This is a genomic window from Paenarthrobacter sp. NPDC091669 (assembly GCF_044756725.1).
GTDB lineage: Bacteria > Actinomycetota > Actinomycetes > Actinomycetales > Micrococcaceae > Arthrobacter > Arthrobacter bambusae_C.
This window is the reverse complement of sequence record NZ_JBIVTK010000002.1, coordinates 30,593-51,872: the sequence shown is the minus strand read 5'-3', so window position 1 is coordinate 51,872 and position 21,280 is coordinate 30,593. Positions and strand designations below refer to the sequence as shown.

21 protein-coding genes are annotated in these 21,280 nt (G+C 63.7%); 3 read left to right on the top strand and 18 right to left on the bottom strand.

Annotation, left to right across the window (positions count from 1 at the left end; genetic code table 11):
- Nucleotides 1-22 precede the first annotated feature (22 nt).
- The 12 genes from ACIQLI_RS03200 to ACIQLI_RS03145 form a co-directional block, all read right to left on the bottom strand.
- Nucleotides 23-1,039: a glycosyltransferase family 2 protein gene (locus ACIQLI_RS03200; RefSeq protein ID WP_400384903.1), complete on the bottom strand. Its 1,017-nt coding sequence runs from the start codon at nt 1,037-1,039 to the stop codon at nt 23-25.
- The gene (locus ACIQLI_RS03195) at nt 1,036-1,776 is read right to left on the bottom strand and encodes a tyrosine-protein phosphatase (RefSeq protein WP_400384900.1); all 741 of its coding nucleotides are present in this window, start codon (nt 1,774-1,776) and stop codon (nt 1,036-1,038) included. The genes ACIQLI_RS03200 and ACIQLI_RS03195 overlap by 4 nt, the downstream gene beginning before the upstream one ends.
- Nucleotides 1,777-1,931: 155 nt before the next feature.
- The gene (locus tag ACIQLI_RS03190; protein ID WP_400384897.1) at nt 1,932-2,813 is read right to left on the bottom strand and encodes an SGNH/GDSL hydrolase family protein; all 882 of its coding nucleotides are present in this window, start codon (nt 2,811-2,813) and stop codon (nt 1,932-1,934) included.
- A 517-nt stretch (nt 2,814-3,330) separates the two neighbouring features.
- Nucleotides 3,331-3,927, bottom strand: coding sequence for a GNAT family protein (locus ACIQLI_RS03185; protein ID WP_354229534.1), 597 nt, complete (start codon nt 3,925-3,927; stop codon nt 3,331-3,333).
- 26 nt (nt 3,928-3,953) lie between these two features.
- Nucleotides 3,954-4,817 (bottom strand): 3-hydroxyacyl-CoA dehydrogenase family protein, encoded by an 864-nt coding sequence (locus tag ACIQLI_RS03180; RefSeq protein WP_400384893.1) that lies wholly within the window; start codon nt 4,815-4,817, stop codon nt 3,954-3,956.
- The gene (locus tag ACIQLI_RS03175) at nt 4,814-5,641 is read right to left on the bottom strand and encodes an enoyl-CoA hydratase/isomerase family protein (protein WP_400384890.1); all 828 of its coding nucleotides are present in this window, start codon (nt 5,639-5,641) and stop codon (nt 4,814-4,816) included. Before ACIQLI_RS03175 ends, ACIQLI_RS03180 begins: the two co-directional genes overlap by 4 nt.
- A complete protein-coding gene (locus ACIQLI_RS03170) occupies nt 5,641-6,867 on the bottom strand; it encodes a thiolase family protein (protein WP_400384887.1) in 1,227 nt (408 codons plus the stop codon). Before ACIQLI_RS03170 ends, ACIQLI_RS03175 begins: the two co-directional genes overlap by 1 nt.
- 153 nt (nt 6,868-7,020) lie before the next feature.
- Complete coding sequence (locus ACIQLI_RS03165) at nt 7,021-7,677, bottom strand: pentapeptide repeat-containing protein (RefSeq protein ID WP_231340438.1); 657 nt, start codon at nt 7,675-7,677, stop codon at nt 7,021-7,023.
- A complete protein-coding gene (locus ACIQLI_RS03160; RefSeq protein WP_400384884.1) occupies nt 7,677-8,135 on the bottom strand; it encodes an SRPBCC family protein in 459 nt (152 codons plus the stop codon). Before ACIQLI_RS03160 ends, ACIQLI_RS03165 begins: the two co-directional genes overlap by 1 nt.
- A 9-nt stretch (nt 8,136-8,144) precedes the next feature.
- A complete protein-coding gene (locus tag ACIQLI_RS03155) occupies nt 8,145-8,552 on the bottom strand; it encodes a DUF2177 family protein (RefSeq protein ID WP_400384882.1) in 408 nt (135 codons plus the stop codon).
- A gap of 8 nt (nt 8,553-8,560) precedes the next feature.
- Nucleotides 8,561-10,429, bottom strand: a complete 1,869-nt coding sequence (locus tag ACIQLI_RS03150; RefSeq protein ID WP_400384879.1) for an AMP-dependent synthetase/ligase — start codon at nt 10,427-10,429, stop codon at nt 8,561-8,563.
- A complete protein-coding gene (locus tag ACIQLI_RS03145) occupies nt 10,426-10,905 on the bottom strand; it encodes a MarR family winged helix-turn-helix transcriptional regulator (protein WP_400384877.1) in 480 nt (159 codons plus the stop codon). The genes ACIQLI_RS03150 and ACIQLI_RS03145 overlap by 4 nt, the downstream gene beginning before the upstream one ends.
- Before the next feature lie 95 nt (nt 10,906-11,000).
- Between ACIQLI_RS03145 and ACIQLI_RS03140 the strand changes: the two genes are divergently transcribed.
- Nucleotides 11,001-11,870 (top strand): DUF1295 domain-containing protein, encoded by an 870-nt coding sequence (locus ACIQLI_RS03140; RefSeq protein WP_400384874.1) that lies wholly within the window; start codon nt 11,001-11,003, stop codon nt 11,868-11,870.
- 181 nt (nt 11,871-12,051) lie between these two features.
- On the opposite strand, the gene ACIQLI_RS03135 is transcribed toward ACIQLI_RS03140, so the two are convergent.
- The 5 genes from ACIQLI_RS03135 to ACIQLI_RS03115 form a co-directional block, all read right to left on the bottom strand.
- Nucleotides 12,052-13,515, bottom strand: a complete 1,464-nt coding sequence (locus ACIQLI_RS03135; protein ID WP_400384871.1) for an amino acid permease — start codon at nt 13,513-13,515, stop codon at nt 12,052-12,054.
- 239 nt (nt 13,516-13,754) lie between these two features.
- A complete protein-coding gene (locus ACIQLI_RS03130) occupies nt 13,755-14,147 on the bottom strand; it encodes a Rieske (2Fe-2S) protein (protein ID WP_400384868.1) in 393 nt (130 codons plus the stop codon).
- On the bottom strand, nt 14,144-16,624 hold the full coding sequence (gene nirB / locus ACIQLI_RS03125) for a nitrite reductase large subunit NirB (protein ID WP_400384866.1): 2,481 nt from the start codon (nt 16,622-16,624) through the stop codon (nt 14,144-14,146). Before nirB ends, ACIQLI_RS03130 begins: the two co-directional genes overlap by 4 nt.
- The gene (locus ACIQLI_RS03120) at nt 16,624-16,971 is read right to left on the bottom strand and encodes a molybdopterin oxidoreductase (protein ID WP_400384863.1); all 348 of its coding nucleotides are present in this window, start codon (nt 16,969-16,971) and stop codon (nt 16,624-16,626) included. The genes nirB and ACIQLI_RS03120 overlap by 1 nt, the downstream gene beginning before the upstream one ends.
- Nucleotides 16,972-17,103: 132 nt before the next feature.
- Complete coding sequence (locus tag ACIQLI_RS03115) at nt 17,104-18,831, bottom strand: ABC-F family ATP-binding cassette domain-containing protein (RefSeq protein WP_400384860.1); 1,728 nt, start codon at nt 18,829-18,831, stop codon at nt 17,104-17,106.
- 206 nt (nt 18,832-19,037) lie between these two features.
- Between ACIQLI_RS03115 and ACIQLI_RS03110 the strand changes: the two genes are divergently transcribed.
- Nucleotides 19,038-19,547 (top strand): histidine kinase, encoded by a 510-nt coding sequence (locus ACIQLI_RS03110; RefSeq protein WP_400384857.1) that lies wholly within the window; start codon nt 19,038-19,040, stop codon nt 19,545-19,547.
- Nucleotides 19,547-20,413, top strand: coding sequence for a DUF4097 family beta strand repeat-containing protein (locus ACIQLI_RS03105; protein ID WP_400384854.1), 867 nt, complete (start codon nt 19,547-19,549; stop codon nt 20,411-20,413). Before ACIQLI_RS03110 ends, ACIQLI_RS03105 begins: the two co-directional genes overlap by 1 nt.
- 2 nt (nt 20,414-20,415) lie before the next feature.
- Here ACIQLI_RS03105 and ACIQLI_RS03100 read toward each other — a convergent pair whose 3' ends face one another.
- On the bottom strand, nt 20,416-21,279 hold the full coding sequence (locus ACIQLI_RS03100) for a metal ABC transporter permease (protein ID WP_400384851.1): 864 nt from the start codon (nt 21,277-21,279) through the stop codon (nt 20,416-20,418).
- Nucleotide 21,280 lies beyond the last annotated feature (1 nt).

Sequence of the window (21,280 nt, the reverse complement as noted above, 5' to 3'; positions counted from 1 at the left end):
AGCAGTTATTTCGCGGGCGGCCTTAGCCCCGGCCACCCAGCTTCTTTGCCAACAACATCGGCTTCTTGAGGAACTCCCCCACGCTGGTCCGGGCAATGACCGTCTGGTTCAGGGCATCCAGCCGTTCCAGAACATGGTCCAGCTTGGCTCCGGTTTCGTCGAGGCGTCGCTGCTGGGCGCGGATGAGCTCCTCCTGCTCAGCCAGGACGCGCGTCAGGTACAGCATCCCGCCAAGCCCTCCCTGGGCGACGCCATCGCGAAGATGCTCGTCGCGGACCAAGGCATCGTAGCGGGCATGCTCGGCGGCCTTTGCGAAAATGCTGTTGCCCTCATGGCCTTCGGACTCCGGCCGTTGCGACCAGAACGCGAGCGGTTCGCCGTCGATGAATCCCACGCGCGAGTGGCTCAGGGTGCGCAGATGGAACTCCCAATCGCCCACCACGGGGAGGTCCTCGTTGTAGTAGCCCACGGCGTCGTGCAGACTCCGGCGGTACAGGAAGGAAATGGGAACGGCCCGGTTGATCTTCAGCATGTCCGCAAGGGTGATCTGTTGCATGTCTGCCCAGAAAATCTCCCGGCGGATCGGCTCAATCCGGTCCTCCAGCAGTTCTTCAATGACAATCTCCGTCCGGACCATGACGCCACTTTCGGCACCATGCCCAGGATCGTCCAGATAAGCCACAGTGCGCTCAAGGAAGTTCGGCGCCCAGAAATCGTCGTCGTCATGGATCACAATGAACTCACCGGATCCGGCTTTGATACCCGCGTTGGATGCCGCTTCCATCCCCACGGACTCGGCATGGTGGAGCGTGGTGATTCGCTCCCGCTCGCCGTCGGTCCGCTGGGAGGTGAGGCGATCGACGTCGGCCGGGTTGCCGCCGTCGTTCACAATCACCAACTCGAAATCCTGGAACGTCTGGGCGAAGACATCGTCCAGGGCCCGGGCCAGGAAAATCGGACGGTTCTTGGTTCGGGTCACGATGGTGACGCGGGCACCGGCGTTCATGGCGGGTCCATTCCGTTGGGGAAGTGTGATCAATCCTGCATGTTAGCAGCGGTGGTGGCTCCCGAGCCGAGCTTTGACCTCAGTGCGTCAACCTCGTTTTCCGCAACGCCGTGCGCCCTCAAGAAAGCCACGACGTCCAACCCTTCGAGGAACTCGCGCAGGCCCGCCCTTTTCTGTTCCAGCATGGCCTCGAGTTCGGCATCGGGGAGGTACGGATCATGGGCATGCGGGGCACCATGCGTTCGATGCCGCTCATTGATTCCCCGGGCCGCGAGCTCGTAGCCGCTAACAATGTCCTCGTCGCTCATACCCGCCAGCCGCTGCAGCATCAGCGCGATCACGCCACTGCGATCCCTCCCCGCCGAGCAGTGAACCACCACTTTGCCGGGCGACGCCGCGATGGTTTTGAATACCGGCGCGATCTTCTCCGCGAACAGCTCCACGTAATCGCCGTACTTCGCCGGATCCTTCAAGTACGGGCCGAACAGCTCGCTGAAGCGGCGGTGATCCGGATCCTCCGTGGGGCAATGTACGACGTCGATACGCGCCTTCACATCCTCCGGTACCTCGGGATCGGTGTCGCGTTGGCGACGCTCGCGGGAGGCGCGGAGATCGATCACGGTGCGGACGCCGTCGTCGTACATCTGCTGCCAGCCGACCTCGGTGACCCACTCATGCCGGCCCATCCGGTAGACGTCCCCGGCAATCCGCCACGCGTTCACGGCGCCGTCCCAGTGGACGCTTCGGTGAGCTTCAGATGTCCCCTCCATAGCAGCCAGCTAAGCACATGGGAGGGCGCGAGTGTGAGCTTTGAGGTGCGCCGAGGGGTTGGCTCTCAGCACTTTCGGGTACGCCGAGGGGTTGGCTCTCAGCACTTTCGGGTGTGCATACTGCCGAAAGCCCGCCCCTTGACGAACGGGTAGACCTACCGCTTGGCGAGCTGGGCAGGCTTGACGGCGGAGACCAGCGCGGCTGCATAGGCCTGGTGCCCGGCAATGTTCGGATGGAAGTTGGCGTCCGGGAGAGGCAGCCGAAGGTCCAGGACGATCCACGGCACCAAGGAATTTGCCGCGTGGCCGGCGAACCTCTTGGTGACGTCGATGAACTTCGCGTTGGTCCGGCTGTCGGCGACCGCTTTGGCGATGGTGGAGTTGAGGGCGTCGATGGCCTGATTGACCTTTATTTGGTTCGGGACGGGAATGACCGGCACACCATTCACGGGATCAAAGAGACGCGGGTACCCCAGGACAGCGATGGTTGCCTGCGGAGCCGATGCTCGGATGGTTTGGTAGATACCCTCAAGGCCGGCCTCAAGCACGGGGAGGTTGGCGATGATCGCGTCGACGGTCCCTGCGCACGTCACGGTGTCCGGAGTCGCGCAAGCCTGAAGTGCCAAAAGGCTTCCCGCATCGATGGCACCGGCGGTGATGCTCACCAACTCGGCATTTCGGAGTGCGGTCTGGCCCAGTGCGATCTGCTCAATTACGGACGGTGCACCGTTGTAAAAAGGACCACCGGGCACGAGCAGGGCTCCGTGGCATGCGAGGTTCCGAAGTAAGTTGACCCGGCCAGTGTCAGCAACCACATCAACGTACCCTGGATGACTCTGCCAGCAACCCACTGGATCCGGTGCGTACAGCCCGCCCGCCCCGGTCCCCGCAGTGTACGAGTCACCGAGTGCCACGTAGTCAGCGGATGGTGGAGGTGCGGCAGTGGCAGGACTCCCCACGAATCCCAACGAAAGTCCCAAGACAGCGAGCCCGCCCGCTAAAGCCGCCAGCCGTCGTCGTGCTTGATGAGTTGCCATGATTTTCCCCTTCGTACTGCTCAAATGGGGCTCCGGCACTCCGAAGGTGCGGAGGTCACGGCTCGCCCCACCACTCGGCCGTATACCGGGGCAATGTGTTGGCTAGAGTACGCCTGCGGGGGTGCCGTGGAAAGACCTTGACAGTGCGCCGAGGGGTTAGCTCTCAGGTGTATCGGCGCCTGGATACGGGCGAGAGCTCACCCCTCGACGCACGCACTCCCCCGCCACCCTCGCCGAAGGGTTAGCTCTCGGGGGTATCGAGGGCACAAACAGGCGAGAGCTCACCCCTCGGCGCACGCACTCCCAACACCATCGAAGCCTCGCCACCCTCGCCGAGGGGTTAGGTCTCGGGGGTATCGAGGGCACAAACAGGCGAGAGCTCACCCCTCGACGCACGCACTCCCAACACCATCGAAGCCCCGCCACCTTCGCCGAAGGGTTAGCTCTCGGGGGTAACGAGAGCACTTACAGGCGAGAGCTCACCCCTCGGCGCAAACACTCGGGCCACTCTCCGCGTCTACGCGCCGTACTTCGCCAGCCGGAACTCCAGGCCGTTGCGCACAGCCGGCCACTCGTGTTCGAGGATGGAGAACACCACGGTGTCGCGGAGGGCTCCGTCGGCGCTGCGGGAGTGATTCCGGAGCACGCCGTCCTGCTTGGCGCCGAGCCGGGCAATGGCTTCGCGGGACTGCTGGTTCATCCAGTGTGTGCAAAACTCGACAGCCGCGCAGCCCAGCGTCTCGAAGGCATGCCGCAGGAGCAGGAGCTTGGAATCCGGGTTGGTTCCAGTGCCATGAGCCGACGCGGCGTTCCACGTGGATCCGATTTCCAAGCGGGGAGTCACGGCGTCGATGTTCATGTACGTTGTCATGCCAATCAGCTTGCCCGTGGCGTTGGAGCGCGTGGCGAAGGGCACCATGGAGCCTTTCGCCAGCAAGTCCAGGCGGCGATCGATTTCAGCTGCCATGCCTTCCGGGGTCGGGACCGAGGTGTACCAAAGCTTCCAGAGGTCACCGTCGCGGGCTGCATCCACCAGCCCGCCATGGTGTTCCTGGCTCAACGGTTCCAGCGTCACAAATTTTCCGGTCAGGGTGATGGGTTCGATTGAAGTCACCCGGTTAGCCTAACCGCCCGCGGGGTTCAGTCTTTCCAGTCGAAGAAACCCTTGCCCGTCTTACGTCCGAGTTCGCCGCGAGCCACCTTGTCGCGCAGGATCTGCGGCGGCGCAAAACGGTCGCCAAGAGTCGAATGGAGGTATTCCGCAATACCCAGCCGGACGTCCAAGCCCACAATGTCGGTAGTTTTCAAAGGGCCCGTGGGGTGCTTGTAGCCAAGGACCATGGCCGCGTCGATGTCCTCGGCAGAAGCCACGCCTTCCTCCACCATGCGCATTGCCTCAAGGGCAATCGCGACGCCAAGCCTTGAGGAAGCAAAGCCGGGAGCGTCATTGACGACGACGGCGGTCTTGCCGAGTGCCTCCGTCCAGTTTTTCGCCGCAACAGCGAGTTCGGGAGACGTCTTCTCGGCCAGCACCACCTCAATGAGGGTGGAGGCAGGCACCGGGTTGAAGAAGTGGAGGCCCACAAAGTTGGCGGGCCGACGGAGCTCGTTGGCAAGCCCGGTGACGGAGAGCGAGGACGTGTTCGACGCCAGGAAAGCATCGGCGGACAAGTGCTCCTCCACAGCTTTCAGCGCCGAAACTTTGAGGTCGTAGTCCTCAGGCACGGCCTCCACCACGAGGCCACAGTGGATGAACGACTCGTAGTCCGTGGAGGTGCTGAAGCGGGACATTGCTTCGTCAGGGGTTTCGTTCAGGGTGCCCCGGGCAGCGGACTTGGCCACGGCGTCAGCAACGCGACCTTGCGCTCCGGCCGCTGCCTCGTGATCGCGTTCCACCACAATCACGGTGGCACCTTTGACGAGGAAGGCGTGGGCGATGCCGGCACCCATCCGGCCTCCGCCCAGGACTCCGACGACGTGCGGGATGGCGGGAGCTTCTGTCATTTCTGGGTCCTGTCGTCGGTGCCGGAAGTCGGAGCGGAAGTGGCGGATGCGTCCGTGTCTTGCCTTGCCTTCGCCGATTTCTTATCAAGGAAAGCCTGCATCCGGTCAAACTTCGCCTGGGACTCGAAAAGGATTCCCTGGGCCAGGGTGTCGATCAGCGGGTGCGCTTCGGCCGGGGCGTGGAACACGGATTTGGTGATGCGCACTGCCAAGGGATCCTGGCGTCCGATGCGGTCGGCCAGCCTATGCGCTGCGTCCATCAGCTCGGGGGCTTCGTGGATCTCCGTGATGAGGCTGATCCGCAAGGCTTCTTCGGCGCGGAGCACAGTGCCGGCGAGGAGAATTTCCTTGGCCTTCGGTTCTCCCACGAGTTCCTTGAGCCGCCAACTGGCACCCGCTGCGGCGAGGATTCCCAAGCCGGTTTCCGGGTTTCCAATCCGGACACTCGGAGTGCCGATGCGGAAGTCCGCCGCGTAGGCGAGCTCAGCGCCCCCACCCAGGCAGTATCCATCCAAGGCCGCGATGACGGGCATGGGAAGCTTGGCGATCCGGACAAAGATCGTGGAGTTGATCCCCTGCAGGGCGTCGTCACGGCGCCGTTCGCGCAATTGCCCGATGTCGGCGCCGGAAGCAAACACCCCGTCCGTCCCGGCAATGATCAAGACTTTGGGGTTCCGCTCCAGTTCAGCACACACCTGGTGAAGCTCGTCCACCATGGTCTGGTCAATCGCATTGCGTACCTCTGGGCGGTTCAGCAGGACAGTGAGACGGTCTTCGCGATCCTCGAGGAGGAGGGTGGTGAAGTCTTCCGGGTTCAGTGCCATTACACGCCTTCCAGCAGCATTGCGGTGCCCTGCCCGACGCCGATACACATCGTGGCCAATCCGAGCTTAGGTCCGGAAAGTGAGGCGAGTTCACGCTCCATACGCCCCAGCAGCGTAATGGCAATACGCGAGCCGCTGGAACCGAGCGGATGCCCCAGACTGATGGCGCCGCCGTCGTTGTTCACAATGTCCGGGTTCAACCCGAGGCGGCGCATGCTGGCGAGCGACTGCGTGGCGAAAGCTTCGTTGAGTTCAACAGCACCCAACTGGTCCACGGTGAGCCCGGTGCGGGCCAGGATCTTCTGCGTGGCCGGGACCGGACCGATGCCCATGATCTCGGGCTCGCAACCCGCTGAAGCACCGTCGACGATGCGGGCGCGTGGCGTCAATCCGAACTTCTTGATGGCTGCTTCAGAGGCAACGATGATGGCCGAGGCGCCGTCGTTGAGCGTGGACGAGTTGCCGGCTGTGACTACGGATCCGCCGGGCACAACGGGTCGCAAGCCCGCCAGGACGTCCATGGTGGTGCCTTCGCGGGGTCCCTCGTCGGTGTCCACCACGGTCTCGGACTTCCGGGTCTTGACCGTCACGGGAACAATCTCGTCCTTGAAGCGACCGCCCGCAATGGCAGCCAGCGCGCGCTCGTGCGAACGGACGGCAAAGGCGTCAGCGTCTTCACGTGAAATCTGGTCCACGCGGCCTACTTCTTCAGCCGTTTCCGGCATGGAGTAGGTCATTTTGCCGTCGCGTGAGAGCTCGCCCTTGGTGAAGAGCGGGTTGGCAAAGCGCCAGCCGATGGAGGTGTCGAAGGTCTGTCCGGGCTTGGCGAACGCCGTGGTGGGCTTCTCTTGGACCCACGGGGCGCGGCTCATGGACTCAACACCACCGGCCACCACGATGTCCGCGGCACCGGACTTGATCATGTGGCTGGCCATGATGATCGCGCTGAGGCCCGAGGCACAAAGCCTGTTCACCGTGATGCCCGGGATGTGGAGGGGAAGTCCGGCAAGAAGGGTGGCCATACGCGCCACGTTCCGGTTTTCTTCGCCGGCGCCGTTGGCGTTGCCGAGGATCACCTCGTCAATGGAGTCAGGATCGACCCCGGCACGCGCCACTGCTTCACGGACCACCAATGCTGCGAGATCGTCCGGGCGGACGGAGGACAGCGCCCCACCGTAGCGACCTACAGGCGTTCGTGCGCCGCCAACAAGAAAAGCCTCGACCATGAGAACATCCTTCGCGAAAGTGAAAGGGACCGGCCCGGAATAATATACCGACCGTTCGTTCTATAAAGATTACACGGCCCGGCGGGCCGGTCAACAGCTGACGTCATCTGTTGACCGGCCCACGGCGGACCTGAACCAGTCCCGAACCCGGGATCACACCACCCGGATGCCGAGGTGGCCAGCCAGAAGGGGCGCCATGAGGCTGAGTTGGTAGTCGTCGATGACAACCCCCGCCAGCCCGGCCAATCCGTTGATGCCCCGGAACTCGGACGTCCGCAGATCAACATCCTTGAGCTTGGCCCCGGTGACGTCCAAGGTACCGATGGTGCAGTTCTTCAGGGCGATCCTGGTCCCGGCGCAGCCACCGAGATCCAACTCATTGATGATGCAGTCCGAGATCTGGAGGTCCATGAGTTTGGAGCCGCGCAGATTCACGTAGTCCAGCTTGCCGCCGTCGATCCGGACGGATCGCCAGTTGCCCTCATAGAGTTCAGCTGAGCCCCATCGAGGGTTACTGATTTCCACATCCTGCCAGGAGCTCCGTGCGGCGGTGAAGACGGGCGCGTACGGCTCGGCCAGAATGCACTCGCGGAATGTTGCGCCCCGAAGCTGCGCCTCGTTGAAGGAGACACCGTTCAACTCGCATTCGATGAAGTCGGAGCCGCTCAGCTCTTCTCCGTCGGCGGAAACCTTGGTCCACCTGACACCGTCATACCGTTCGCCACGCTGGAAGTCCGGAGCGTCGTCGTCGCGCAGTTCTTCCAAACGGACCGGTGAAATCTTAGGGGCCGCAACCTTCGCAGCCGCCATCAGAGGGATTCCGCCTTCGCTGCGATCTCCGTCAGGTCCTTGGCGAGGGCCTTGCGCGTCATGCTCATGCCGATTTTCCCGAAGAGAGCCATACCCACCTTGCTCAGGAACGACGGCTTGAGGACCTCGGCGCCGAACGTCAGCGTAAGGTCCGTACCGCCGTCGCGGTCGGACAGGGTGAAGCGCGAGGTGTAATCAGCGCCGCCCTGCAGCGCCTTCACGGTAGTGCTACGCGGCGGGTCTGCCTGGGACACCCACATTTCGACGGTTTCCTGCTTGCCCATCAGGGTGCGGGTCTCCTTCCAGCGCGTGCCTTCGCCGTACGGGCCCTCGCTGAGCAACTGGACGGAGTCGATGCCGGAGAGGGTGCCGGCCGAGCCCGGGATGTCCGAGATAACGGCCCAGACTTTCTCCGGGTCTGCCTTAATGTGCTGCGTCAGGGTGGTGGTGTGTTCCATACATCGAGCCTAGACCCGACCCCTGACAGTCCCAATTAAGGCGGTCAGCCAGGTGACCACAGCGCTGACACCAACACCCCAGGCAATGTCGGTCACCGCCACCATCAGCGGGAAGTCCTTCAGGACTGCGAGCGCCGTCAACGCCCAGGTGGAGTACGTGAAGAAGCCAAACAACGCTCCACCCGCGACCCGCCGGCCCAGCGTGAGGTCCGCCCTCCTTGGCCGCACGCCATAGTGAACGATCCCCGCAACGAAGACCACGTAGAACAGCATGGCCGCGACGGGTTGCGGACTGGATGCAAGAAGGTGTCCGATCTGGCTTTGATACTGCCGCTGCGCCACGGTGACGATCCATACGACGTCGATCACTGCAAAGATCACGGCTGCCAGCGCGTAGGACAGAAGCCAGCGCTTCATGCCGGGGCTCATCCCTGGCGCCGGGTGTCAGCGTAGAGGCTGTCCACGATGTGCCGTGCACGTTCTGTGAAAGCCCCCCGCTTGAGTTTCATGGTGGGTGTCACGATTCCGTTGGCCTCCGTGAGGTCGGTCAGCAGCAAGACGAACCGGCGCACCTGCTCGGAGCGTGCGATTTTCGCGTTCGCAGCACCGACGGCCTTGCCAATCACAGCGAGAAGCCGGACATCGTCGATTTGGACTGCACCGCCGTCGTCGGGAATCCGGAGACCCTTCAGATCTGCAATGCCCTCGCGCTCGGCCCACGCCGCCAAGGTTTCGGGGTCCAGCAGCACCAGGCCCCCGAGGTACGGCTTGCCCTCCCCCACCATCACGGCATGGGCAACCAGCGGGTCGCCTTCAACGTAGCCTTCCCAAATGGCCGGAGAGATGGTTTTCCCGCCGGCCGTGACAATGACGTCCTTGATCCGGCCTTTCAAGGTGAGCCGTCCCAGGTGGTCCAGCTCGCCAAGGTCCCCGGTCCGGAAGTAGCCGTCGACGAACGCTTCGGCATTGTCTGCCTGCCGACGGTAGCCGGCAAAGACGCCCCCACCGCGGGCCAGGACTTCACCTTGGCCTGAGAGACGCACGGTGGTACCGGGCATGGGGACGCCCACGGACCCCGAGTTGATGGACCCTGGCAGGTTGCCCGTCAGTGGGGCTGTAGTTTCCGTGAGGCCGTAGCCTTCGATGACGGGAAGTCCCAGTCCCCGGAAGAAAAGTGACAGGTCCGCATCGAGCGCGCCTGCGCCGGACAACAGGTAATCAAGGCGTCCGCCCACCAATTTCCGCAACCGGGCGTAGAAAAGGCGGTCGAACAGAGCCCGCCGGACGCGAAGGGCGGCGGAGGCACGGACGGTAGGGTCGGCGTCGTGCGCTTCTGCAAACCGGCCCCACTCCACTGCCGTGCTTTGCGCCGAAGCCCACACGCGGCCCAGCCGTTTTTGCGTTGCGGCGGCAGCGGCCGATGCCTGGATTTTCTGCAGCACCCGGGGAACCACCACCAGGAACGTGGGTTTCAAAGCGCCCAGCGCGGGCACCACGTCCCGAGGATCTGAGAGGTGGGCGATCCGCATGCCGTTGGCCAGGCAGATCAGTTGCAGGCCTCGAGCCAGGACGTGGGCCATCGGCAGGAAGATGATGGTGTTTCCACCCTCGCGGACCACCTCGGTGTAGGCTCCGGCGACGTTCAGGACCTGCCCCACGAAGTTGCCGTGGGTGATGAGCGCACCTTTGGGCGCCGCCGTGGTGCCGGAGGTGTACACAATGGTGGCCACGGAGTCGAGATCGGCCAGCAGGCGGCGCTCTTCCACGGTGCCGTCCGGGATCCCGACACCGCGGGCCACCAGATCTGCCAGGTCGGCGCCGGGGCAGGCATCAATGGTCCAGATCCCCAGGGGATGGATTCCTGCGTTGCCGAAACCCTGCTCCAGCAAAGCCGCGTGCTCCGCCGTGCCGCCCACGGCAAGCCTGACGTCGGCATCGGCCAGGATCGCCGTTACCTGCGGTGCCGCTGAGGTTTCGTAGACGGGAACCACGACGGCGCCGGCGAACCAGGCGGCCATATCGGCCAGCGCCCATTCGTAGCGGGTGGGGGACATAATGGCCAGGGACTCCCCCGGCTGGATGCCGGCCGCGATGAAACCCTTGGCCAGCGCACGGACCTCGTCAACGAACTGTTCCGTGGTGACTTGCCGCCACGGATCGGTGATGGCCGTATCTGCCGCACGGACTTCAAAAGCGATGTGCCCGGGGTTCGTCCTGGCGCGCTGCATGAGCAACTCGGTGGCGTTGCGGTGGTTGGCCGCGTCAACCAGCGGCGGGGAGGTGAATTCTCTCAACGGACACCTTCAGCAGACAGGGATTGCAGGTGCTCCTGCATCAAGCCCAGAACGGCCTCGAGAAAATCCCCGACGACGGCTTGGTGTTCAGCGGGCAGCGCGTCCACGTGCGCAGTGGCGGCAGACAGGAGCGGATGCAGCAGTTCCTTGACTTGGAGGGATGCCGAACTGGTGACGTTGACGTGCACTTGTCGCCGGTCTTCCGTGCTGCGGAATCGTTCAACGAACCCGTGCGACTCCAAACGACTGACCAGCGCAGTAGTGGTGGCCGCTGTAGCACCCAAGTCCGAGGCGAGGGCCCCCACGGTGACGGGCCCCGAATCGGCCAGGACGGTGAGCGCCCTGTAGTCAGTGAGGTTGAGTCCGAGCGCCCGGGCTACCTCGCGTTCGGTCTCATTAGCCAAGCCAAACAGACCTTGCAACGTCCGGGAGGTCGGGTGGGCCAACTCTCCGGTAGCCTTTTCATGGTTTTGCATGGTTATATAGTAATCAAATTAGTTTGAACATCAAACAGGCTAGGAAATCGGCACTGTCAGGGAAACGCCGCTGGTGCCGCCGTGAGAGGAACACTGTGAAGGATTCAGAGAGGAAGGGCCTCATTGCCCTTCCGGTGGTGGTACTGATGGGCGGACTCGTCGCCGCGGCCGGAAGCCACCACGGAGCAAGCCTGGCCGCGATCCCGGTCTTCGCCGCCGCAGTCGCCGCCGCGTTCATCATTCAATGGCTTGTCTTCATCCCCTCCTTCAAAGCGCAGACAGAGAAGTACTTCGACCTCACCGGCTCTCTGACCTATGTAGCCATCACCGTCCTATTGGTGCTTGCCACGCCCGGGGTTGATGCCCGATCGCTGCTCCTTGCGGCCATGGTTGCCGCATGGGCGCTCCGACTGGGCACGTTCCTGTCCCGGCGGATCCACAAGGCCGGCAAGGACGACCGCTTCGACGAGATCAAGCCATCGTTCGTTCGCTTCCTCAACGTGTGGACCATTCAAGGACTCTGGGTGGTCTTCACTGCCGCAGCGGCATGGGTGGCCATCACCAGCACCAACCGGGTGGCTTTGGACTGGCTGGCCGTCCTCGGATTCGTGGTGTGGGCGGCAGGATTCGTCATCGAGATCGTGGCCGACCTGCAGAAGAGCCGGTTCAAGGCCAACCCCGCCAACAAGGGGAAGTTCATCTCCAACGGACTGTGGTCCAAGTCCAGGCACCCCAACTACTTTGGCGAGATCCTCCTGTGGACCGGAGTGGCCATCATCGCCATCCCGGTACTCCAAGGCTGGCAGTGGGTTGCGTTGGTCTCCCCGATCTTCGTGACCCTCCTGCTCACCAAGGTCAGCGGCATCCCCTTGCTGGAGAAGAAGGCCGACAAGACCTGGGGCGGGGAGGCCGTGTATGAGGAGTACAAGAAGAGCACCCCGGTGTTGATCCCCAAGCTCGGCTAGCCCGCACAGCAGGCCTCGCAACGCAGGCTGATTTCGTTACGGGGCCCGCTCTGCGCGCTTCACACCCGTTTTAGGCCGCACAGCGGGCCCCGCAACAGCAGGCCCACAACGCAAACGGCGCGTGCCCCCGGAAGGAGGCACGCGCCGTCGTACGTTTGAAACGCAGTGAACCGGACGAGTCTTAGCTGAAGAGCTCGCTCTTGGGTTCGTTGTTCTTGACCTTCTGCCAGCCGAGCCACAGGACCAGGGCGAAGAACGGGATGGTAGCGAGGGTCCACAGGCCCAGCAGGAAGACCTCGCCGGTTTCCTCGTCCGTCATGGAATCGAACCCGATCAGCACGGTGATCGCCAGCAAGGCAATGAGCCCCACCCAGCTGGTCCACGGCGAACCGGGCATCGGCAGGCTGGAGACGTTGCCGCGCTTCTTCCGCAGGGCAATCTGGCTCGCGAAGATGGAGCCCCAGGTGAAGATCACGCCGATGGACGCGGTATTCAGTGCGAGGTCGAACGCGTGCGAGCCACCCAGCCAGATGTTCAGGAGGATGCCTACGAGGTAGACGCCGCCGATCGCGAGAATGGCTGCGTACGGCACGTGGCGGGTGGACATCTTGGTGAGCCACTGCGGGGCGTGGCCGTTGTTGGCCATGGTGCGGAAGATACGGCCGATCGAGTACAGGCCCGAGTTGCAGGAGGACAACGCGGCGGTGATGACGATCATGTTCATGACATCGCCCATCCAGCCGAGGCCCATCTGGCCGAACACGGTAACGAACGGCGAGGTGCCGGCAACGTACTGGTCGGACGGCAGCAGCATTGCGAGCAGCGTCACCGAACCAACGTAGAAGACCACAATACGGACCACGACGGCGCGGATCGCCTTGGGAACTTCGCGTTCCGGGTTTTCCATCTCACCTGCGGTGATACCGACGAGCTCGATGGCGTTGTAAGCGAAGATCACGGCGTTGAGCACCAGGATCATCACCAGGCCGCCCTTGGGGAACATGCCGCCGTCTTCGTGGAAGAGGTTGGCGACGGACGCGTTGCCGTCGCCCACCTTGGCGTTGGTGACAACCATGAACGTGCCAACAGCCAGGAAGATCACGATGGCCGCGACCTTGAGGCAGGAAGCCCAGAATTCGAACTCGCCGAACGCCTTGACGCTGAACAGGTTCACGGCCACCAGCAGCACCAGCGCGGCGATGGCGGACAGTTCAATGGGCACGTTGGGGAAGAAGAACTGGAAGTACAGGCCGATGGCGATCAGCTCGGCGATGCCCGTCATGGCCCAGTTGATGAAGTACATCCAGCCGGAAAGGAACGCGCCCTTCTTGCCGAACATTTCACCGGCGTAGCTCACGAAGGAGCCGGACGTCTGGCGGTACATGATGAGTTCACCGAGCGCGCGCATCAGCAGGTAAGCGATGACGCCGGCAATGGCATAGGAGAAGATCAGGGCCGGGCCTGTGGAGGCCAGACGGCCACCGGCACCCATGAAGAGGCCGACGCCGATGGCGCCACCCATGGCGATCATGGTGACGTGGCGGCGGCTCAGGGTCTTCTGGTATCCCTCGGCGCTGAGGTTGGAGTCCGAGGCTGCAGATGAGGCCTTGGAGCTCTGGAGATCTGTGGGAGTACTTTGCGGCACAGCTGTTCCTTGTGGGTTGGGGTGTTGCTGTAGGTGTCACGCCCATGCCGGAACACAGGCGGCTTTGGCACACAAAATTCGAGCTTTTCCTCGTTGGAGGACCCGAAGTGTGACAAAGAACGCAGAACGCCGAAGCTTCGCGCAACCCGTCTATCTTACGGGATTAACCCCAATGCCCGTGACGCAGGCAACAAGGAGCTGTGGACAAGGGCCCGGGCTGCCCTTGGAATTGGTGCTGTTCAGCCCAGTTCAAGCACCATATTTCCGGCCTCATCTGCGAAGACTTTGTAGGACCTCAAGGGCTTGGCGCCCGTGGTGGAGCAGCCTGTTTGGAGTTCGAAAGCGTGTTGATGAAGCGGGCACACCACCACTTGCTGGTCGATGGTGCCGTCCGCGATCGGACCACCTTGGTGCGGGCAAACACCGGACACGGCCCTCAGGTTTCCATCCCGCAGGCGGAACACGGCCACCTGCTCGCCGTCGATTCCAAATGCCCGGCCTTCACCGAACGGGATTTGGTCAACGGGGCCCAGGAGGTGCTGGACGTTCGATCCAGCGGCGCTCCCGGACCCGGCGGCGCTCCCGGACCCGCCGGCCGAACTCAACCCGGCGATCACTGGCTGCGCACTCATCGGACCGGCACCTGCGGCAGGACTGTCAGGGGCAGGGAGGTGCGGAACTGGCCGGGCGTCAGTGGATCATCGCGTTCGCTCCAAGGGTCCACATAGCTGTCCACCGAAGCTTGCATGGAAGCGTCCAGGCGGGCAGCGATCCCCTCGGAATCGTCCAGGATGACACTGCGGATGTGCTCGATCCCCACCCGCGGCACGAACGCATACGTCCGTTCCAGCCAGTTCGCGTTCTCCCGGTAGTACTGCATGAACCGGCCTGCAAGGAGAGTGACCTCTTCCGGAGTATCCACAGTGACCAGCAGATCGCCCTTGCGGATATGGGCACCGGCGGCTCCCCCGAGGTAAATTTCCCAGCGGCCACCTTCCACGGCCACCACACCCACGTCTTTGACCAGGGACTCGGCACAGTTGCGGGGGCAGCCGGAGACGGCGAGTTTCAGCTTGGCCGGCGCTTCAATTCCCTGGAACCTGGATTCCAGTCCGATTCCCAAGCCCGTGGAATCACCTGTTCCGAAACGGCAGTAGTCCTTCCCTACACAGGTCTTGACCGTGCGGAAGCTCTTGCCGTAGGCGTACCCGGAGGGCATGTCCAGATCGGCCCAGACCTGCGGAAGCTCTTCCTTGGGCACCCCCAGGAGGTCGATCCTCTGCCCACCGGTCAGCTTGATCAGGGGAATGTTGTGCTTCTCGGCGACGTCCGCGATCCGTCGGAGCTGCTGCACCGAAGTCACCCCGCCTTTCATTTGCGGGACCACGGAGAAGGTGCCGTCGCGCTGGATGTTAGCGTGGACGCGGTCGTTGATGAACCGGGCGTCCCGTTCGTCCACATAGTCCCCGGCCAGCATCATCTTCATCAGCGACGCCAGCCCCATCTTGGATTTGGCATCCTCAGCACTGCCCGGAGCCAGGGCGGCGAAGACCTCTGACACGGAACGGAGCCCACGGGACCGGATCTCCGCCATCAGGGAAGCCTTGTCCAACGGAATTCCGGGAACGTAGTAGTTGGCGGCCGGGTCTTCCTCCACAGCACCGCCGGCGGCCCACTCCACCACTTGGGTAACCATGAGCTTGCACGAGCCGCACCCTTTTCCAGCACGGGTGGCGTCCATGGCAGCGGACACTGAAGCGCACCCGCCACGAACGGCGGAGACCAACGCCCCTTTGGAGACGCCGTTGCAATTGCAGACCTGTGCGCTGTCCGCCAGTTCGGCGACGCTCTCTGCCTCCCCCGGCGACCCGAGATCGAACATCAGCGAGAGCCGCTCCTCCGGAAGGGGCAAGCCTTGATCAAAGGCCTGGGTCAGGTAGGCCACCTTGCGGCTGTCACCCAGCAGGGTGGCCCCCACCATTTTGTTGTCCCTGATCACGATCGACTTGTACACACCGCGGCTGGGCTCGGAGAACACGATGTGCTCGTCGCTGTCCCGTTCCGGACCATGAAGCCCCATGGAAGCGACGTCGACGCCGGCCACCTTCAGTTTGGTGGCGGTCCTGGACCCCAGATACATCGACGAGCGGTCCACGCCCGTCACATGGTCGGCCAGCACGGCGGCCTGTTCCCACAAAGGCGCAACGAACCCGTACACCTCGCCGCGGTGCTGGACGCACTCCCCCACCGCGTAGATCTCCTCTTCGTCCATCACCCGCAGGTGGTCATCCACCACGATTCCGCGCTCCACTGCCAAACCACTGACGACGGCGACATCCACGTTGGGTCTGATGCCTGCAGTGACCACCACCATGTCGCAGTCGATGGTGGGTTGATCGCGCAGGGCCACCCCGGTGATGCGGTCCGATCCCAGGATGGCCGTGGTCCGGCTTCCGGTGTGCACCCCGATGCCCAGCGCCTCAACGCTTCGCCGCAGTATTGCACCGCCGTCGGGCCCCATCTGGGCGCTCATCAGGTGCCCGCCCGAGTGGACCACGGCGACGTCCAGGCCGTAGGCCTGCAACCCCCGGGCTGCCTCCAGCCCCAGCAATCCACCGCCGATCACCACAGCCTTGCTTTGCTGATCGCGGTGGTGTTCGCGCCGGGCAAACTGGATCATTCGGTGGGTGTCATCCATGGTCCGGAAGGTGAAGACGCCGTGCCGCACCGTGCCGCTGGGCGTGTAGATGCCGTCCATGGGTGGCAGGAAGGAGCGGCTGCCCGTGGCGATGATCAGGTGGTCGTACTGGACCACACGGCCATTGGCGGCGAAAACATGCCGGCTGAACTTATCTATCCGATCCACGCGGACCCCGGAGTGGAGGGTGATGTTGTTCTCCTGGTACCAGGGCAGGTCATTGAGGAAGATGCCCGCATCGCTTTCCTCGCCGGAGAGGACGTGGCTGAGCATGATCCGGTTGTAGTTCCCGTACGGCTCGTCGCCGAACATGGTGATGTCAAAAAGATCGGCACCACCCCGGGCCAGGATCTCCTCCACAGCCCGGGCGCCGGCCATGCCGTTTCCGATCACTACCAGCCGCTTTTTCATCAGTGCTCCACCATTCCGAGATCCACCACCACGGTTCCCCGTACCCCGGCCGGAGCCACGAGGAACAGTTCGATCACGGACCCGCCTTCGGTGTCTTCCACCACCCTGAGCGGGATATGGACATCGCCCTTGGCCCCGATGGGGAAATAGCGCAGGGGAATGCGGTCGCGCATCAAAACCACGGTGATCAGTTCAGGGCTGGAATTGCCGCCACGGAAGTACAGCGTCTGATTGACCACGCCATCCGGAACAAAGTGTGAGAGTTCAGCGTGGATGGGAACCGGTTTATCCAGCCCGGTGCCTTCGAAGTGGTAGATGCCCTGCAGGAAGAGATTCTGGATGATCACGGGACAAGTCCTTTCGGCCGGTTCCCTTCCCATGGTGCTCCGCCGTTGTTTCAGGACGCTCGATGCCGTGTTTCCGCCCGCAGGACAGGGGGTAACGATCCCTTTGCGAACAACTCACCGGAGCACAGAGGACTACAGCAATTCGCCGCCCTGCATCCCGTAGCGGACCCACGAACCTGCCGAAGCGCCCCGGCCGGAGCCGGCGACGCGGCCGCCGTCGACGCGGCCGCCGTCGACGCGGCCGCCGTCGACGCGGCCGCCGTCGACGCGGGCGCAGTGATCGAACCACTCAGCCAAGGCGCGGTCGTGGCTCACGATCACCAGTGTCCCGGCGAACGACGCCAATGCTGCCTCAAGTTGTTCCACCAATACCGGTGCCAGATGGTTGGTGGGCTCATCCACAATCATGGTTTGGTACCCGCCCAGGAGCAGCCGGGCCAAGGCGAGGCGGCGTTGCTGCCCCGCGGACAGGCCACCCACGGGCACGTGGAACTCGGCGGGCCGGAAAAGACCCAGGCGAAGCAAGCCTTCCGCGTGTTCATCGATGTTGCCACCCAGACCAGCGGCGAATGCCGGAAGCAACCGCAGCCCCGGCCGCGTGGGAACGTCGAGCTCCTGCTGCAGGTAGCCCACCTTGCCGCGGACGCCCACCGACCCCGTGGCCGGTTCCAGGTTCCCCGTCAACACGGACAGCAACGTGGATTTGCCGGCTCCGTTGGGCCCGGTGATGAGTACCTTCTGGCCGGTTTCAACCCTAAGGTCGGTGGGCTGAAGCCGCCCTGGGACGCTGACGCCGTGGGCTTCCAGCGCGGGTTCGGACATCACGTCGGTCGCAGAACCCAGCGGAGCTGCCAGTGTCAGCGGCACTGGTGGGCGGTCCACCGGGTTCTCTTCGAGCCGGCGGAGCCGTTCCTGGGCGTTGCGGACCTTGCTGGTGACCGCGCTCTGCCAGGTTCCGGCCTTGAAATCGAAACCCATCTTGTCGTTGTCGCGCTTGCGTCCGTAGCCCATACGGTCGGCCACTGTGGCAGCTTGGAGCCGTTCGGCAGCCATGGCGTCCAGCCATTGATCGTATTCCTGGACCCAACGGGCACGTTCGGCGGCTTTCTCGCGGAGGTAGCCTTCGTAGCCGTTCCCGTAGCGGTTCACGGCACGACGGTCGGCGTCCACTTCGATGATGGTGGTGGCGACTTTGCGCAGCAGGACACGGTCGTGCGAGACCACAACTACCGTGCCGCGATGCGCAGCCAACCGGGACTCAAGCCAGGCGGTACCGTTCGCGTCGAGATGGTTGGTGGGCTCGTCCAGGAGCAACGCTTCGGCAGGATCGGCCAGCAAGCATGCCAGCGCTACCCGCTCCTGCTCGCCGCCGGACAAGGAACCAAGCGTTCGACGGCGGTCCAGGCCTCCCAGCCTCAGCTTGTCCAGCGCTGCTTCCACCCGGGATTCGGCGGCGTAGCCCTCGCGGAGTTGATACTCCGTTTGCAGGCTTCCGTAGAGCTCAAGTTCCTCGGTGTCGGCGTCGGCCAAGCCTGATTCGAGGTCCAGGATGCGGGTTTCAAGGGAACGCAGTGAAGCCAGGGAGGAATCGATGGCATCTCCTACGGTCACCGACTCGGAGAAGCCATGGGTCTGCGCCAGGTAGCCCACGCGATAGCCGGGGTTGCCACTCAGGCCGGCCGCGCCGTCGTCGGGCGTTTCCACGCCGGACAAGAGCCGCAGCAGCGTGGACTTTCCCGCGCCATTTTCGCCGACGATGGCAACGTGCTCGCCGTGGTGGATGACGAGGTCAACGTTGTTGAGAAGTTCGCGGTCCCCATAGCCGTGGGAAACGCCGGAAAGGTAAAGGTGGTCAGTCAAGAGGAATCCTCGCAAGTCCGCAGTGGGTGGCTCAAAGCCGTGTGGGTACTGGGGATGCAGCCGCAGATAAGGGCTGCGCTCAAGACTTCATCGCTCCAGCCTGCCCGGCGAACGCGGCGCCGTCAAGCTGGGACACCACGGATGACACCAGGAGGAACCGGAAAACCCTTGTTGTGGTGACACCATAATGACGTCACAATGGTGTCATGCAGCTAAATCAGTACGTTACCGCCGTCCAGCATCAACTGGACACCGCTGCCGAGGCCGGAGGTCCGGAAGCACGGGCCCTCAGCGAGCGACTCACGGCCGCAGTGGAATCCACAGTCCGGCTGGTCCTCCTCGAGGCCCTCTCCGACGCCGCACGCGAGATCACCCTGGAGCTTGCCCCGGGCTCGGTGGAGGTGAGGCTCCGCGGCCGCGACCCCGAATTCGTGGTCAGCAATCCGCCAAGCGGGGACTTCGAAGCAATGATCGAGCAATCAATCCTGGGCACCATAGCCCCGGAGGACTTCGACGCCACCAGCATCTCGCGCACTACGCTCCGCCTTCCGGATCAGCTCAAACAACACGTTGAGGAGGCCGCCGTCAGGGATGGCGTGTCCGTGAACTCGTGGCTGGTCCGGGCCGTCGCCGAGGCGCTCCACGGCAGCCACCCGGCCAACAAAAGCAAGCGCCGCGAACCCGGCGAGCAGAACTTCACGGGATGGGCGCGCTGATGGCGACCTTCCAGACTCCCCAGCCGATCGCCGTCGTGGTTGACGTCTCACTCCGCGGCGATGTGTTGATCGTGGCCCGCGACCACCCCGAAACCGAGGTAACGGTCCAGCCCCGCAAGGCAAAGCGAAGCCTGGACGTCAGGATGGCTGAGCAAACCACCGTGGACTACTCGGATGGCCGCTTGCAGGTCAGGCTTCACCCCGCCTTCCGCCACAGCTGGTTCAGCGACGGCGGCGCAGTGGAAATAACCGTGGAGGTTCCCTTCGGCAGCAGCCTGGAGCTGAAGACCGCCATGGGCGACCTCCGCTGCGAGGGCGAATTCAGCACCGCCGACCTGAAGACCGACTTGGGCCACATCCGCATCGACCACTGCGGCGAGCTCCGAGCCCACACGGACATGGGTGACGTCACCGTGGAACGCGCGTCAGGACGGTCCAGGATCAAGACCGGCTCAGGCAAGATCCGCGTCCGTAACATCGACGGGGTTGCCACTGTAAAGAACGGCAACGGCAGCACCTACATCTCGCACGCTTCCGGCGAACTCAGCGTCAGCGCCGCCAACGGCGATGTCTCCTTGGAGCAGGCCGGCCTCTCCACGACAGTCAAAACGTCCAACGGGGACATCACGGTAGGGGAAGTGGCCGCGGGCACCCTCACGGTGCAGACGGCAGCGGGCGCACTGTCCATCGGCGTGCGCCAAGGTACCGCGGCCTGGCTTGACCTCAAGACCAAATATGGACGGGTACGCAACGCACTCGACCTCGCCCATGGACCTGGCGAATCCACGGACACAGTGGAGATCCGTGCCCGCAACGCCTACGGCGACATCACAGTGACGCGTTCACCCGCAACAGCGCACGCCTAAACCTACGCCGTGGCCAGGGCCCGCTTCCGACGAGCCTTGGCCAGCCGCGTCCCTATCAGCCCCTGCCGCGGGCTGAACAGATACACAAACGCGAACACCACGCCTTGGGTGAGCACCACCATGGCCCCCGATGCTGTGTCCAGGTAATAGCTGAGGTAGATGCCGGCCACGGAACACACCACGGAGATCACCGGCGCAAGAACCAGCATCCGCGAGAACCGGTCCGTCAGCAGGTAGGCGGTGGCGCCCGGGATGATCAGCATGGCGACCACCAACACCACGCCAACCGTCTGCAGGGCTACAACCGAGGTCAGTGCCAGCAAACCCAACAACAGCGCGCCAAGCCTGCGGGGTGAGAGGCCGATCGCGTGCGCATGCGTGGGGTCGAAGGCGTACAGCGTGAGATCGCGGCGTTTGAGGATCAGTATTGCAAAGGCAACCACGCCCAGCACCACCACCTGGATGAGGTCGGGGATGCTGACGCCCAACAGGTTGCCGAAGATGATGTGGTTCAGGTCGGTCTGGCTTGGAGTCACCGAAATCAGGACCAGGCCCAGGGCAAACAGCGACGTGAACACGATGCCGATCGCAGCGTCTTCCTTCACCCGGCTGGTGTTGCGGACCACCCCGATCAACGTCACCGCGATCAGCGCGAACACCAACGCACCCAACGCGAACGGCGCACCCACGATGTACGCGAGGACGACGCCGGGAAGCACCGCGTGCGAGACGGCGTCGCCCATGAGGGACCAGCCGATCAGGACGAGCCAGCAACTGAGCACCGCACAGACAACCGCTGCGATGGCCGTGGTTGCGAGCGCCCGCACCATGAAGTCGTAGCTCAGGGGTTCCAGCAGGAATTCCACG

Excerpts from the sequence above, each read along its gene's own strand:
- ACIQLI_RS03195 (WP_400384900.1), bottom strand. The coding sequence starts at position 1,776 with ATGGAGGGGACATCTGAAGCTCACCGAAGCGTCCACTGGGACGGCGCC.
- ACIQLI_RS03190 (WP_400384897.1), bottom strand. The coding sequence starts at position 2,813 with ATGGCAACTCATCAAGCACGACGACGGCTGGCGGCTTTAGCGGGCGGG.
- ACIQLI_RS03180 (WP_400384893.1), bottom strand. The coding sequence starts at position 4,817 with ATGACAGAAGCTCCCGCCATCCCGCACGTCGTCGGAGTCCTGGGCGGA.
- ACIQLI_RS03175 (WP_400384890.1), bottom strand. The coding sequence starts at position 5,641 with ATGGCACTGAACCCGGAAGACTTCACCACCCTCCTCCTCGAGGATCGC.
- ACIQLI_RS03170 (WP_400384887.1), bottom strand. The coding sequence starts at position 6,867 with ATGGTCGAGGCTTTTCTTGTTGGCGGCGCACGAACGCCTGTAGGTCGC.
- ACIQLI_RS03165 (WP_231340438.1), bottom strand. The coding sequence starts at position 7,677 with ATGGCGGCTGCGAAGGTTGCGGCCCCTAAGATTTCACCGGTCCGTTTG.
- ACIQLI_RS03160 (WP_400384884.1), bottom strand. The coding sequence starts at position 8,135 with ATGGAACACACCACCACCCTGACGCAGCACATTAAGGCAGACCCGGAG.
- ACIQLI_RS03155 (WP_400384882.1), bottom strand. The coding sequence starts at position 8,552 with ATGAAGCGCTGGCTTCTGTCCTACGCGCTGGCAGCCGTGATCTTTGCA.
- ACIQLI_RS03145 (WP_400384877.1), bottom strand. The coding sequence starts at position 10,905 with ATGCAAAACCATGAAAAGGCTACCGGAGAGTTGGCCCACCCGACCTCC.
- ACIQLI_RS03130 (WP_400384868.1), bottom strand. The coding sequence starts at position 14,147 with ATGAGTGCGCAGCCAGTGATCGCCGGGTTGAGTTCGGCCGGCGGGTCC.
- nirB (WP_400384866.1), bottom strand. The coding sequence starts at position 16,624 with ATGAAAAAGCGGCTGGTAGTGATCGGAAACGGCATGGCCGGCGCCCGG.
- ACIQLI_RS03110 (WP_400384857.1), top strand. The coding sequence starts at position 19,038 with ATGCAGCTAAATCAGTACGTTACCGCCGTCCAGCATCAACTGGACACC.
- ACIQLI_RS03105 (WP_400384854.1), top strand. The coding sequence starts at position 19,547 with ATGGCGACCTTCCAGACTCCCCAGCCGATCGCCGTCGTGGTTGACGTC.